At 42.6% G+C, this 14673-nt stretch carries 12 protein-coding genes; 8 read left to right on the top strand and 4 right to left on the bottom strand.

Annotated elements, in window-relative coordinates; all coding sequences use genetic code 11:
• Positions 1 to 346: 346 nt before the first annotated feature.
• From jag to rpmH, 4 genes are all read right to left on the bottom strand, one after another.
• Entirely contained in the window at positions 347 to 967 is a 621-nt protein-coding gene (gene jag, locus J7E35_RS19045) for an RNA-binding cell elongation regulator Jag/EloR (RefSeq protein WP_214782566.1), read from the bottom strand.
• Positions 964 to 1737 carry a YidC family membrane integrase SpoIIIJ gene (spoIIIJ, locus tag J7E35_RS19040; RefSeq protein ID WP_214735810.1) on the bottom strand — a complete coding sequence of 258 codons (774 nt, stop codon included), beginning with the start codon at positions 1735 to 1737 and terminating at the stop codon, positions 964 to 966. Before spoIIIJ ends, jag begins: the two co-directional genes overlap by 4 nt.
• 162 nt (positions 1738 to 1899) lie before the next feature.
• The gene (gene rnpA / locus J7E35_RS19035; RefSeq protein ID WP_214782564.1) at positions 1900 to 2262 is read right to left on the bottom strand and encodes a ribonuclease P protein component; all 363 of its coding nucleotides are present in this window, start codon (positions 2260 to 2262) and stop codon (positions 1900 to 1902) included.
• Positions 2263 to 2545: 283 nt separating this feature from the next.
• Positions 2546 to 2680 (bottom strand): 50S ribosomal protein L34, encoded by a 135-nt coding sequence (gene rpmH / locus J7E35_RS19030; protein WP_013059930.1) that lies wholly within the window; start codon positions 2678 to 2680, stop codon positions 2546 to 2548.
• An 831-nt stretch (positions 2681 to 3511) separates the two neighbouring features.
• On the opposite strand from rpmH, the gene dnaA reads away from it, so the two are divergent.
• The 8 genes from dnaA (at position 3512) to J7E35_RS18990 (ending at position 14075) form a co-directional block, all read left to right on the top strand.
• Entirely contained in the window at positions 3512 to 4858 is a 1347-nt protein-coding gene (dnaA, locus tag J7E35_RS19025; RefSeq protein ID WP_214782560.1) for a chromosomal replication initiator protein DnaA, read from the top strand.
• 181 nt (positions 4859 to 5039) lie between these two features.
• Entirely contained in the window at positions 5040 to 6176 is a 1137-nt protein-coding gene (gene dnaN / locus J7E35_RS19020) for a DNA polymerase III subunit beta (protein ID WP_214782557.1), read from the top strand.
• 384 nt (positions 6177 to 6560) lie between these two features.
• Positions 6561 to 6776: a S4 domain-containing protein YaaA gene (gene yaaA / locus J7E35_RS19015; RefSeq protein ID WP_214782554.1), complete on the top strand. Its 216-nt coding sequence runs from the start codon at positions 6561 to 6563 to the stop codon at positions 6774 to 6776.
• A 19-nt stretch (positions 6777 to 6795) separates the two neighbouring features.
• A complete protein-coding gene (recF, locus tag J7E35_RS19010) occupies positions 6796 to 7914 on the top strand; it encodes a DNA replication/repair protein RecF (RefSeq protein ID WP_214782552.1) in 1119 nt (372 codons plus the stop codon).
• Positions 7915 to 7924: 10 nt separating this feature from the next.
• On the top strand, positions 7925 to 8173 hold the full coding sequence (gene remB / locus J7E35_RS19005) for an extracellular matrix regulator RemB (RefSeq protein ID WP_192472746.1): 249 nt from the start codon (positions 7925 to 7927) through the stop codon (positions 8171 to 8173).
• A gap of 129 nt (positions 8174 to 8302) precedes the next feature.
• Positions 8303 to 10210: a DNA topoisomerase (ATP-hydrolyzing) subunit B gene (gene gyrB / locus J7E35_RS19000; protein ID WP_251009634.1), complete on the top strand. Its 1908-nt coding sequence runs from the start codon at positions 8303 to 8305 to the stop codon at positions 10208 to 10210.
• 127 nt (positions 10211 to 10337) lie between these two features.
• On the top strand, positions 10338 to 12896 hold the full coding sequence (gene gyrA / locus J7E35_RS18995; RefSeq protein WP_214782548.1) for a DNA gyrase subunit A: 2559 nt from the start codon (positions 10338 to 10340) through the stop codon (positions 12894 to 12896).
• Between the two features lie 171 nt (positions 12897 to 13067).
• Positions 13068 to 14075, top strand: coding sequence for an HD-GYP domain-containing protein (locus J7E35_RS18990; protein WP_251041089.1), 1008 nt, complete (start codon positions 13068 to 13070; stop codon positions 14073 to 14075).
• The last annotated feature ends 598 nt before the right edge of the window (positions 14076 to 14673 follow it).

Genomic DNA, 14673 nt, shown 5'->3' with positions numbered 1-14673 from the left:
AGGAGTTTGGATATGAATAATGACAATTGATGTGATTAAGATGGGTGGTTGGAATGATAAATTGGAAAAAGTCCGCGATAAATTCCAATTCGCCAATAAAAATGAAATATTGCCAATAAACTGCTCATTTTCGCCAATATAATTCGTTTTTCGCCAATAAATCTTGATTATCGCCAATAAAATTTTTAAATGATCAAAATTATATCACTGAGAGTCCAAAAAATAATGAATTTCAACTCTCATGAAGGACTTATGAAGCAGATACTTCAAAAAATATGCCAAATCCTTAAATATATCGCACAAAAAACCCGAACCAGCGCTGGGTTCGGGTTTTTTCACTCATTAATTACTTTGAAGGCGCGATCACAATATGTCTATGTGGCTCTGTGCCATCGGAATAGGTTTTGATTTTTTTATTTGACATCAATGCAGTATGAATCACTTTGCGTTCATACGAAGGCATAGGTTCGAGCGCAACGGTCTGTCCGGTTCTGACTGCTTTTTGCGCAAGGCGTTCAGCCAATTGCACGAGTGTATCGCTCCTGCGCTGGCGATAATCCTCCGCATCAAGCAAGACAGTAGCATACTGTTCAGAATAACGGTTCATTACGAGCTGGGTCAAAAATTGCAGGGAATTCAGTGTTTGTCCTCTTTTTCCGATCAGCAAAGCGATCTTCTCGCCTGACATCGTAAAGAGTACTGTTTTCCCTTCCTTCTTCACATCAACTTCAATTGGAGCTCCCATTTGCAAGCCAACCGATTTCAAATAATTTACGGCTTCTTCAACAGCATCAATTTTAACTGTCACCTTGACGACAGCCGGGCGTGTGCCGAAAAGTCCGAAAATCCCCTTTTTGCCTTCATCAATTACATCAATTTCTGTGCGGTCTTTGGTTGTGTTTAATTGAGCTAAAGCGGATTCTACTGCTTCGTCGACATTTTGTCCTGTAGCAGTTACCTGTTTCACTTTTTTGCTCCTCCCGCATTGCCGGCAGCAGTTGCCTTAAGATCCGGCCCTTTAATAAAGTAAGTTTGAACAATCATGAATAAGTTACCGACTACCCAGTACAATGAAAGTGCTGCTGGGAAGTTGATCGCGAATACAATGATCATGATTGGCATCAGCCATAGCATCATCGCCATTTGCGGATTTGCTTCCTGGCCGGCCATCATCATTTTTTGCTGGATGAACGTTGTAGCACCTGCGACTAACGGCAGGATATAATATGGATCCGGTGAACCAAGGTCGAACCACATGAAGTTATGCTCGGCAATCTCCCTTGTTCTTGAAATCGCGTGGTAGAAACCAATCAGGATCGGCATCTGGACGATTAGCGGGAAACAGCCTGCAAGCGGATTGACACCATGCTTTTGGAACAGTGCCATCGTTTCCTGCTGCAGCTTCTGCTGGGTTTTCTGGTCCTTCGAGCTGTATTTTTCCTTCAGCTTCTGCATTTCCGGCTGCAACGCCTGCATCGCCTTGGAGCTCTTTGTCTGCTTGATCATAAGCGGCAGGATAGCCAGGCGGATGATCAAAGTAACAGCGATAATCGATAATCCGAAGCTGCCCCAGAGCCATTCAGCCATCTTGACGATTAACAAGGACAATGGATAAACAATGTATTCATTCCAAAAACCCTTGCTTTCCTCAGTGATTGGCTGGTCATACTCCATACAGCCTGTCAGCACGGTCATCACCAAAAGCAAGCCCATTATCAATAATATTCTTTTTTTCAAGCTTCATTTCCTCCTAACTTCCCGGTACGTTCATTTATTTTCAAAAGTTTGTCCCAAAATTTATGTACATTTAGCTTTGTCAGCGCCATGCAATCAAGAGTATTTTAACATCTTTTATAGGGAAGCGCTTTTAAAAAATGCAATTCGGCAAATATTTTTGCCTCACTCATTATCTCCAGGTTTCGGCTTCTTCAAAACCTTCCCGACCTTCAAGACATGCTCAAGGCTTTTCTTCACTTCATGCATGTCCATTTCACTAGTTGGCTTCCGGGCGATGATGATGTAGTCATTCCCGTTATGGACGCGGTCCTGGAATTCATGGAAGGATTGCCGGATATATCGCTTGATCTGGTTGCGCATGACGGCATTGCCGATTTTTTTGCTGACCGACAGCCCGATGCGGAAATTTTCCTGGTCGGGTTTTTTCAGGATATAGACAACGAATTGCCGGTTCGCAACAGATCTTCCCTTTTTGAAAGCCTCTTGAAATTCTTTATTTTTTTTCACTCTAAAGTCTTTTTTCATCTATAACACCTTCAATTCTCTATGGATCTTTACGGGAACTTGTTTGGAATAGTGATAAATGGATTTATTTAAAGGCTGTGTAAATCAGACTGTTGATTTTCGTTCCAGGCGTTGAGCCTTCCGCTACAATCAACAGGATATCAAAATAAATGATACATTTTTACACAGCCTATTTAAAAAGTATAGCCAAAAATAAATCCCTTAAAGCCCATCTCGCTCAGCAAGCTCAGCTCCCAAAATAGTATTGCCCAAAGAGAAAAAAGACCACTGACATTTCAGTGGCCTAAGCTGATAATACTTTTCTTCCTTTGCGACGACGGCGAGCAAGAACCTTACGGCCATTTGCACTGCTCATGCGGGCACGGAATCCGTGAACTTTGCTGTGTTTACGTTTATTTGGTTGATAAGTGCGTTTCATATATGTTACACCTCCCTGAGGAATAGCTGTTACAGACAGTCTTTGTAATTATAAAGAGGGGCAGCGTATATTGTCAAGTGCCTATTCGGAATTCGCTGGCATTGGCATAATTTTAATTACTTATCTCCTGGGACTTCTGCAATCTCTACTTTCTAAAATGAATTCGGACCATCCCTCTACATTTCGGAACACTTTCCGAACTTCTATATATGATCCTCATCCAAAAGCTAGCTGGCCATTATAAAATTTACAAAGGCTCACAATTAATTTTTGAAGAATATTATCCGCCCATAAAATAAATATTAATCTCAATATTTATCCGCTATTTTTCCTCTTTACAGCGTCCTGTGGACAAAATTCGACACATTTTTTATTATCCACAACCCTTTCTGACAGCTTTTACACAATTCAAGTGCCTGTGGACAATTAATCTCCACAGTGATAGTGTATTGTGGATAATGTATTAAAAAGCGTTGCGCCATGCTAGATTATCTGATATTATATTTGTGTTTTCACTCTTAATAATTCGATAACGAAAATATACTTATCCACAAATTGTGGATAAGCTGTGGATAGGTTATTCAGGCCTGTTGTAAAACTTTGTCCACAGAAAGTGGATATTGTCGAAAAGCTTCATTTCTTCCTTATTATATATTTTTCCACATTAATAGTTTTGTATATTTATTAATCCAGGGGTTGTACAGCATGTATAACCTTTGATTTTGTGCTTTTCGGGCATGGATGCAAAAGATTAAATATGAAACTGTGAGTGCAATGCAGCCAGATATAGAGAAAAAATGCGTAAAACGACTAGAAAAGGAGGGATAATTGTTGGAGAACATTGCAGATCTCTGGAACAACGCTCTCGCTAAAATCGAGAAAAAGATCAGCAAGCCAAGTTTCGATACATGGCTCAAATCAACGAAGGCGCATTCCTTGCAGGGGGACGTCCTTACGATTACAGCCCCGAATGAGTTTGCCCGTGACTGGCTGGAGGAACGTTATTCCCAGTTAATCAGCGGTATTTTATATGAAATCACTGGTGAAGAGCTTTCTGTAAAATTCATCATTCCGCAGAACCAGAACGAAGAAGATCTCGACATTCCATTGCCGCCAAAACGAGTGAAGAAAGAAAACGATATTCCAGATTTGCCTGTCAGCATGCTCAACCCGAAATATACATTCGATACTTTTGTCATTGGTTCGGGCAACCGTTTCGCACACGCAGCCTCGCTTGCTGTAGCAGAAGCGCCGGCAAAAGCCTATAATCCCTTATTCATTTATGGGGGCGTCGGACTTGGTAAGACCCACTTGATGCATGCAATCGGGCACTATGTACAGGATCATAATCCAAATGCGAAAGTGGTTTATTTGTCATCCGAAAAATTCACGAATGAATTTATCAATTCGATAAGGGACAATAAAGCGGGAGATTTCCGCAATAAGTACCGCAATGTCGATGTCCTGCTCATAGATGATATTCAATTTTTGGCTGGAAAAGAACAAACACAGGAAGAGTTTTTCCATACCTTCAATACACTGCACGAGGAAAGCAAGCAGATTGTCATCTCCAGTGACCGTCCGCCAAAAGAAATCCCAACGCTTGAAGACAGGCTGAGATCCCGCTTCGAATGGGGGTTAATTACGGATATCACACCGCCAGATCTCGAGACCAGGATTGCGATTCTCCGTAAAAAGGCGAAAGCAGAAGGCCTGGATATTCCGAATGAGGTTATGCTCTATATCGCGAACCAAATCGACTCCAACATCCGCGAACTTGAAGGAGCTTTGATTCGTGTCGTCGCTTATTCTTCACTGATCAACAAGGATATCAATGCGGACCTGGCGGCTGAAGCGCTAAAGGATATAATCCCTAGTTCCAAGCCGAAGGTAATCACGATTCTCGACATCCAGAGGGTTGTAGGCCAGCATTTCAATGTAAAGCTAGAGGACTTTAAAGCGAAGAAAAGGACGAAATCCGTCGCTTTCCCTAGGCAAATCGCTATGTACTTATCTAGAGAGCTGACAGATTTCTCTCTGCCTAAAATTGGCGAAGAATTTGGAGGGCGTGACCATACGACGGTCATCCATGCCCATGAAAAAATTTCAAAGATGATTTCAGTTGATTCAAGCCTGCAAAAGCAGCTGAAAGAAATAAATGAACAATTAAGGGTTTAGGAAAGTGTGAATAACTCTCCATTGGTTACGCACAGTCTGTCCACATGTGGATAGGCTGTGTTTCCTTTGAATAAATCCACTTATCCACAAATCCACAGGCCCTACTAGTACTTCTACTATTTTTTAAAACATATTAATATATGCATTACAGAAAAAAATATTCCTAAATGGAGGCTAAAAAATGAGATTTATTATCCAGCGCGATTCATTGCTCCAAAGCGTCCAAGACGTAATGAAGGCAGTGACGAGCAGAACAACAATCCCCATTTTGACAGGTATTAAGATTGTTGCGAATGAAGAGGGAGTAACTCTTACAGGCAGCGATTCTGATATTTCCATCGAATCTTTCATTCCTAAAGAAGAAAACGGGGATGAAATCGTCGAAATCAAACAGCCAGGATCTATTGTTTTGCAAGCTCGTTTCTTTAGTGAAATCGTTAAGAAGCTTCCTACAGATTCAGTAGAAATCGATGTCCACAATAATCTCCAGACCATTATCCGTTCTGGCAAATCAGAATTTAACCTGAATGGCCTGGATGCTGAGGAATATCCACATCTTCCGCAAATTTCGGAAGAGCATGTATTCAAAATTCCTACAGACTTATTGAAAGGTCTGATTCGCCAGACTGTCTTTTCAGTGTCCACCTCAGAAACACGCCCAATCTTGACAGGTGTAAACTGGAAGGTCGAAAACAATGAGTTAATCTGTATTGCAACAGACAGCCACAGGCTTGCGTTGAGAAAGGCGAAACTCGAAGCGGAGAACACTGGAAGCTATAATGTGGTCATCCCGGGTAAAAGCTTGACAGAATTGAGCAAGATTCTGGATGACAGCTCAGAATCAGTGGATATCGTCATTACAGAAAACCAGGTATTGTTCAAAGCAAAGCACTTATTGTTCTTCTCAAGACTGCTTGAGGGAAATTATCCTGACACTGGAAGATTGATCCCAACTGAGAGCAAAACAGATGTAGTCGTTAACACAAAGGAATTTCTTCATGCAATCGATCGTGCATCCCTGCTTGCCAGAGAAGGAAGAAACAATGTGGTTAAGTTTTCTACAATCGAAGGCGGCGCTATCGAGGTTTCCTCCAACACGCCGGAAATCGGTACTGTTGTCGAAGAAATCCAAAGCCAATCCATCGATGGTGAGGATCTGAAAATTTCATTCAGCGCGAAATATATGATGGATGCCCTGAAAGCATTGGAAGGAACAGAAATCCAAATCAGCTTTACAGGCGCAATGAGACCATTCGTCATCCGACCGCTTCACGACGATTCCATCCTGCAGCTGATCCTGCCGGTAAGAACGTACTAAAATCCATACTGCCACCAGTTTTAATTGCTGGTGGTTTTTTTCTATATGTTGAAAAAATGGACTTTGTTATAGTCTGAAGGTGATTCTTAGCAACCTGTTGATTGTAGTGGAAGGCGCGTAGACTCCTCCGAAAATGCTACCGCATTTCCATCGTGCGCGGGCAGGTCCGGGAAGCAATTCAATGTCCTGTGGTATCAGCTGAACAGGTGAGACCCGCAGGAGCTTGCTCCGAGGAGGCTCACCTCCAGCCCCACGGAAAGCGAAACGCCTGGAACGTAAATCAACAGGCCAAGATCATAGGAAAAAAATAAGAAAATTTGTTTCTATGGAAAAAATTTAGTAAAATAAAGTATTAAGTCCTTTTGGAAGAAAAGGGTGAGAAACGTGAATGAGAAAATAAAAATTGATACGGAATATATCACGCTTGGCCAATTCCTGAAACTTGCCGATGTAATCCAATCAGGCGGAATGGCAAAGTGGTTTTTAAGTGAACATGATGTTTTTATCAATGGTGAACAAGATCAGCGAAGAGGCAGGAAGCTTCGTTCCGGAGATCAGGTATCGATTCCTGGTTTAGGCGAGTTCAGCATAACGCAATAATCCAGAGGATGAACTGTTCATGTATATAGAGGAACTGCAGTTAAGGAATTACCGCAATTACCAGGGATTAGAGGCGATATTTGAAAATAAGGTAAATGTCATCCTCGGGGAGAATGCCCAGGGAAAAACGAATGTCATGGAGTCAATCTACGTGCTGGCAATGGCAAAATCGCACCGTACCTCCAATGATAAAGATTTAATTCGCTGGGATGAGGAATATGCTAAAATAGAGGGACGGATTAAAAAAAACAACGGATCATTGCCGATGCAGCTTGTCATTTCCAAAAAAGGCAAGAAGGCAAAGGTCAATCATCTTGAACAGCGGAAGCTAAGCCAGTATGTCGGCAATATGAATGTCGTCATGTTTGCTCCTGAGGATCTTAATCTTGTAAAAGGGAGCCCTCAAGTAAGACGACGGTTTGTCGATATGGAAATTGGTCAGGTATCGGCAATTTATTTGCATGATATGGGCCAGTACAACAAAATCCTTCAGCAGCGGAATCATTATCTGAAGCAGCTGCAGATCAAAAAGGCTTCAGACCATACAATGCTCGAGATTCTGACTGAACAATTTATCCAGGCTGCTGCCAGAATCATTGTGAAGCGGTTTGAATTCCTGAATTTGCTCGAACAGTGGGCATTGCCGATCCACCAGGGAATAACAAGAGGGCTTGAGGACTTAAAAATAGTCTACAAACCCTCAGCAGAGGTATCAGAAGATGATGATTTGTCGAAAATGATAGCAGTGTATGAAGAAAAATTTGCTAAAATGAAGATGAGAGAGATTGACCGGGGTACCACCATGTTCGGGCCGCACCGGGATGATCTGCAATTTTTCGTAAATGGCCGTGATGTCCAGACGTTTGGATCGCAGGGTCAGCAGCGGACGACAGCACTTTCCGTGAAATTGGCGGAGATTGAATTGATCAATTCAGAAATTGGCGAATATCCAATCCTGCTGCTTGATGATGTCCTGTCTGAGCTGGATGATTATCGCCAATCCCATTTATTAAATACCATCCAGGGGAAAGTTCAAACCTTCGTCACGACCACTAGTGTGGATGGAATTGACCATCAGACATTAAGGGAAGCAGCCACTTACAAAGTGAAAACCGGCGAAATGTCAAGAATCCAATGAGGTGGACTACATGTATTTGCATGTTGGTGAAGAAGTCCTAGTCAGGACAAAAGATATAATAGCGATATTAGACATTGAAAGCGCCAGTTCTTCTCCATTCATGGAGGAGTTCATAACGCGCCAGGACCAGCAGATTATCCATTTGGCCAAGGGAACGGTCAAATCAATCGTGGTAACAGGAAATCATATATATTATTCCCCACTTGCATCAGGAACATTAAAGAAACGCTCCCAAAAATTATCCGTTCAGGAATTTTAATAGATCGGCATCTTCGCAAAAAATGTCGAAAAACAACGATATATGCGAAAATAGCCAATAGATATGTTTTCAAAAAGTTGAGTCAAAATGAAAGTGTAGGTGATCGATATGGCTATGGAGGAACAATCCATGCAAGGACAAGCGTACGATGAAAACCAGATACAAGTGCTTGAGGGCCTGGAAGCTGTACGCAAACGTCCAGGGATGTATATCGGATCAACGAGTGTAAAAGGCTTGCACCATCTTGTATGGGAAATCGTTGATAATAGTATAGATGAAGCACTTGCCGGCTACTGTGACGAGATCAATGTCATTATCGAAGAAGATAACAGTATCACAGTTCAGGATAATGGCCGCGGAATCCCTGTCGGTATCCACGAGAAAATGGGAAGGCCAGCAGTTGAGGTCATCATGACAGTACTTCACGCCGGAGGTAAATTCGGCGGCGGAGGCTATAAGGTATCCGGAGGTCTCCACGGTGTTGGTGCATCCGTTGTTAATGCCCTGTCTACTTATCTTGAAGTATTTGTCCATCGTGATGGCAAAGTCCATTATCAGAAATTCGAACGCGGTGCTGTAGGCGATCCATTGAAAATCATTGGTGAAACAGACCGTACAGGAACGACTGTACACTTCAAGCCGGACCCGGAAATTTTCACTGAGACATTGGAATATGACTATGAAACACTCGCAAACCGTCTGCGTGAACTTGCCTTCCTGAACAGAGCAATCAAAATCACGATTGAGGATAAGCGCGGTGAAGGCAAAAATAATGAATATTACTACGAGGGCGGAATTAAATCCTATGTTGAGCATTTAAACCGTACCAGGGAAGTCCTTCACGAAGAACCGATTTATATTGAAGGTGAAAAAGAAGGCATTACTATTGAGGTTGCTCTTCAATATAACGATAGCTATACAGGGAACATCTATTCATTCGCGAATAATATCCATACCTATGAAGGTGGTACACACGAATTTGGCTTCAAAACAGCTTTGACTCGTGTGATTAATGATTATGCACGCAAACACGGAATCTTCAAGGAAAGTGATTCAAATCTCTCAGGAGATGACGTTCGTGAAGGTTTGACGTCAATCGTGTCGGTCAAGCACCCTAATCCACAATTCGAAGGCCAGACGAAAACAAAGCTCGGGAATTCAGAAGTCCGTACGGTAACTGACACACTGTTTTCCGACCACTTTGAAAAATTCATGCTGGAAAACCCGAATATCGCAAGAAAGATTGTCGACAAAGGACTAATGGCAGCAAGAGCGAGACTGGCAGCGAAAAAGGCACGTGAGCTGACAAGAAGAAAGAGCGCGCTTGAAATTTCAAGCTTGCCGGGTAAACTGGCTGACTGCTCTTCAAAGGACCCGGCCATCAGTGAAATATATGTTGTTGAGGGTGACTCTGCGGGCGGATCGGCCAAGCAGGGCCGTGACCGCCACTTCCAGGCGATCCTGCCATTGCGCGGTAAAATCCTGAACGTTGAAAAATCGCGTCTTGATAAAATTTTATCCAATAATGAGGTTAGAGCGATCATTACGGCAATCGGTACAGGGATTGGCGAAGATTTCGACCTTTCAAAAGCTCGTTACCAAAAAATCGTCATCATGACCGATGCCGATGTCGACGGCGCCCATATCCGTACTCTATTGTTGACGTTCTTCTACCGCTATATGAGAAAGATCCTAGAAGCAGGATACATTTATATTGCCCAGCCGCCTTTATACAAAATCCAGCAGGGCAAAAAAATCGAATATGCTTATAACGACAAGCAGCTCGAACAGATCCTCGCGGAGCTTCCACAGCAGCCGAAGCCAGGCATCCAGCGCTATAAGGGGCTTGGTGAGATGAATCCTGAGCAGCTATGGGAGACAACGATGAATCCTGAAACAAGGACACTGCTCCAGGTAAGCCTTGAAGATGCAATCGAATCGGATGAAACCTTTGAAATCCTGATGGGTGATAAGGTAGAGCCTCGACGCAATTTCATCGAGCAGAATGCACTTTATGTAAAAAACCTGGATATTTAATAATATATGGTCAGGATAGAAGGTTCTGCCTCTATCCTGCTTTTTCTGAAATGGCCAAGGGGCGCGCAGAGCGCTTTTCCCCTATATGGCCGTGCTGAACAGAGTTCCTAAAGGAGGTTTCTCTTAAATGGCTGAAACACCAAATCCACGTGTAAAAGAGATTAATATTAGCCAGGAAATGCGATCATCCTTCCTGGATTATGCCATGAGTGTTATCGTGGCACGTGCGTTACCGGATGTCCGTGACGGCTTGAAGCCTGTACACAGAAGGATCCTGTACGCGATGCATGACCTTGGCATGCATTCAGATAAGGCCTACAAAAAATCGGCGAGGATCGTCGGCGAAGTTATCGGTAAGTATCACCCGCACGGTGACTCTGCCGTATACGACACAATGGTCCGTATGGCTCAGGATTTTAACTACCGCTATATGCTTGTTGATGGTCATGGAAACTTTGGATCTGTCGATGGCGACGCGGCAGCCGCGATGCGTTATACAGAAGCTCGAATGTCAAAAATTTCGATGGAGCTTTTACGAGACATCAATAAAGATACAATAGATTATCAGGATAACTATGACGGTTCTGAAAGGGAACCGATTGTCATGCCTTCACGGTTCCCGAACCTGCTCGTCAATGGTACTTCCGGTATCGCTGTCGGAATGGCGACAAACATCCCACCTCACCAGCTTGGCGAGGTGATAGATGGAGTATTGGCAATCAGTAAGGATCCTGACATGACAATTATGGAACTGATGGAAATCATCACAGGACCGGACTTTCCGACTGCAGGTATGATACTGGGCCGCAGTGGCATCCGCAAGGCTTATGAGACAGGCCGCGGATCGATCACCCTCCGTGCGAAAGTTGAAATCGAACAAAAATCAAACGGCAAGGAAGTCATCATCGTCAGGGAACTGCCTTACCAGGTTAATAAAGCCAAGCTGATTGAAAAAATCGCTGAATTAGTCCGCGACAAGAGGCTTGACGGCATTACAGACCTGCGGGATGAATCTGACCGCAAGGGTATGAGGATCGTCATTGAAGTTCGTAAGGATGCGAATGCCAATGTGCTTTTAAATAACCTTTACAAACAAACTGCATTGCAGACAAGCTTTGGGATCAACCTTCTTGCTTTAGTCGATGGACAGCCGAAGGTTCTTAACCTCAAGCAATGCCTGGAATACTATCTTGACCATCAGGTAGTCGTCATTAGACGCCGTACAGAGTTTGAACTTAGAAAGGCAGAAGCACGTGCCCACATTCTCGAAGGTCTGCGAATCGCGCTTGATAATCTTGATGCGGTCATTAGCCTGATCAGAAGCTCACGCACTACGGATATAGCAAGAGAAGGATTAATGACACAGTTCAAGCTATCCGAAAAGCAAGCACAGGCTATTCTTGACATGCGTCTGCAGAGGCTTACAGGCTTGGAACGCGAAAAGATCGAAGAAGAGTTCCAAAACCTTATGCAGCTAATCTCGGAATTAAAAGCGATCCTTGCTGATAATGAAAAAGTGCTGGAAATCATCCGCGAAGAACTTACTGAAATCAAAGAGCGCTTCAACGATGAGCGCCGAACGGAAATCGTATCGGGCGGATTGGAAATGATAGAGGATGAAGACTTAATTCCTCGTGAAAATATCGTCATTACCCTTACACATAACGGCTACGTTAAGCGCCTGCCTGTTTCAACATATAGAGCACAGCGACGCGGAGGCCGCGGCATCCAAGGTATGGGAACAAATGAGGATGATTTTGTTGAACATCTGGTTACCACATCGACGCACGATACGATCCTCTTCTTTACAAACAAGGGTAAGGTGTATCGTTCGAAGGGTTACGAAATACCGGAATTCAGCCGTACGGCGAAGGGAATCCCAATCATCAACCTTTTGGAAATCGAAAAGGGCGAATGGGTCAACGCCATTATTCCTGTTTCAGAATTTGTGGATGACTGGTTCCTGTTCTTCACAACGAAAGAAGGAATTTCAAAACGTTCTCCACTTTCATCATTCGCGAATATCCGCAACAATGGACTAATTGCCCTGAACCTGCGTGAAGGCGATGAATTGATCTCTGTCAGAATGACAGACGGCAGCAAAGAAATGATCATCGGCACGAAGAACGGCTTATTGATCCGTTTCCCTGAAACCGATGTCCGCTCCATGGGCCGTACTGCCACAGGAGTAAAAGGTATTACCCTGTCTGATGACGATGAAGTTGTCGGCATGGAAGTACTTGAAGAAAGTGCTGAAATCCTCGTTGTAACGAAGAACGGATACGGCAAAAGAACCCCTTCCGAAGAATATAGAAGGCAAGGAAGAGGCGGAAAGGGAATCAAGACATGTAACATCACTGATAAAAACGGCGACCTTGTGACGATGAAAGTCGTGACTGGTGAGGAAGACCTTATGCTGATCACAACAGGCGGTGTCCTGATCCGCATCCCTGTAAGCTCGATCTCCATGACAGGCCGTAATACACAGGGTGTAAAATTGATCAGCCTCAACAAAGCAGAAAATGAATATGTTGCAACAGTTGCGAAAGTCGATAAGGAAGAAGAAGAAAAGCCTGAAGACGTCGAACTGGATGAAAATGCTGAAGCAACAATTGACCCTGAAGAAGTTGCCAGTGAAGGAACAGAAAAGACTGAAGAACTGCCAACTGAAGTGGATGAAGAATAAACTTTTGAGAGGAACACAAAAATGTGTTCCTCTTTTTTGGTAAAATAAAGTAAAATAAATTGTAAGAAAATTTAAATTCTGGGGTGGAAGGCCTTGCGTGTACTAGTAGACAACCTTAAAGAGGGCTGTATCCTTACTGATGATGTTCTTAGTAAAACGAGTAGACCCATCATGAATAAAAAAACAGTATTATCAGAACAGCTGATAGGAATCCTTAAAGTCTTTCTAATTAAAGAAGTAGATGTGGAGAAAACACTAGTGAATGGTTTGCCTTTTCAGGCACCTTCGTCTGGCAGCGATAAAAAAGTGAGCTTAAAGTCTAACGAGGATGGAAAGACTTTTATCGATCTGTTTTTACAGGCCAGGCAGAAATTCAGGAAAGAGTTTATCTCCTGGCAATCAGGAATGCAGATAGATATTGCTAAACTAAGAACGATTATTGTTCCTTTGATTGAGCAGACAGAGATGACATCTTCGGATATATTCAATCTTCATCATTATTCAACCAAGACTGAATACATCTACGATCATCCATTGGCTGTAGGAATCATCAGTGCCTTCATCGCCAAAAAGCTGAATTACAGCAAAGGGGATATCACCCAGATTGCACTGGCTGGATGTTTATCGGATTGCGGAATGGCGAAAATCAGTCCATCACTTCTTAATAAAAACTCGACTTTAACTGTAGATGAATTTGAAGAAATCAAAAAGCACCCTACATACAGCTATCAAATGGTAAAAAACAGTCCATTGCTGAAGGACGCTACAAAAATTGCGATTCTTCATCATCATGAAAGAATGGATGGCAGCGGCTATCCATTTGGGGAAAAGGCAAATAGGATCCATCCTTTTGCAAAGATCCTCGCTGTAGCTGATTCTTTTCATGCGATGACTTCGGAAAGGATTTATAAGCCAAAACACTCTCCATTTAAAGTAATAGAGATGATCAATGAGGAGCTATTTGGCGAATTCGACATTACCGCCTTGAAAGCTTTGAGTTCTGCCATCATGAATTATTCAGTTGGAACAAAAATCCGCCTTTCAGATGGACAGGCAGCAGAAATCATTTTTGTTGAAGAAAAGAACCCGGCAAGGCCACTGGTTAAGTTGCTTGAGACAGAACAGATCCTTGCCTTGGAAAAGAACAGATACTTGCATATCGAGGACATCATCCAGTAAGCTGGCGTTCCAAGCCGGCTTTTGTTTTTTTTAATGGCTGTTTTCTCAAACTTTGTTGCTATTGACTACAAAATAGGATTGAATGACCTATTTACCTTCGAAAAGTTGATTCTTTTGTGAGAAAAGAGCATGCAAACTTAATACCGACCTGCAAAATGGCCTTATATTAAGTTAAAATCGGTTTTAGGATTTTAACAACAATCATTACGAAAACAGCCTTTTAAATAGAGATTATGACGCTGTCTTTTGGGATCTGAAAAAGAGTTATGACTAAAAAATTGTATAGTTTTAAGAAAGTGGCTAAAAAGTATTGCATTAAAATAATTTGCCTGATATAATCTTCAAAGTCAGTAAGGAGACAATAACGTTTAAATCAATAGTTTTTGAAAAAAGTTATTGACTTATACAGTTAGTAAATGTTATATTATTAAAGTCGCTTCTGGGCGACGATGCAAGAATTGCTCTTTGAAAACTAAACAAACAAGCGTCAACAAACAATAAATTATCATGGCTTCTATTATAGAAGAACATGAGCCAACGTTTTAACTTATGAGCTAACTCATAACTCTTTCTTGGAGAGTTTGATCCTGGCTCAGGA

The sequence above is a fragment of the Bacillus sp. ISL-45 genome (assembly GCF_018613195.1).
Taxonomy (GTDB): Bacteria; Bacillota; Bacilli; order Bacillales; family Cytobacillaceae; genus Mesobacillus.
Note: the sequence above shows the minus strand (reverse complement) of the source record. Positions and strands in the feature narration are given on the sequence as shown.

Excerpts from the sequence above, each read along its gene's own strand:
- recF (WP_214782552.1), top strand. The coding sequence starts at position 6,796 with ATGTATATAGAGGAACTGCAGTTAAGGAATTACCGCAATTACCAGGGA.
- rnpA (WP_214782564.1), bottom strand. The coding sequence starts at position 2,262 with ATGAAAAAAGACTTTAGAGTGAAAAAAAATAAAGAATTTCAAGAGGCT.
- gyrA (WP_214782548.1), top strand. The coding sequence starts at position 10,338 with ATGGCTGAAACACCAAATCCACGTGTAAAAGAGATTAATATTAGCCAG.
- J7E35_RS18990 (WP_251041089.1), top strand. The coding sequence starts at position 13,068 with ATGAATAAAAAAACAGTATTATCAGAACAGCTGATAGGAATCCTTAAA.
- dnaN (WP_214782557.1), top strand. The coding sequence starts at position 5,040 with ATGAGATTTATTATCCAGCGCGATTCATTGCTCCAAAGCGTCCAAGAC.
- rpmH (WP_013059930.1), bottom strand. The coding sequence starts at position 2,680 with ATGAAACGCACTTATCAACCAAATAAACGTAAACACAGCAAAGTTCAC.
- gyrB (WP_251009634.1), top strand. The coding sequence starts at position 8,303 with ATGCAAGGACAAGCGTACGATGAAAACCAGATACAAGTGCTTGAGGGC.
- remB (WP_192472746.1), top strand. The coding sequence starts at position 7,925 with ATGTATTTGCATGTTGGTGAAGAAGTCCTAGTCAGGACAAAAGATATA.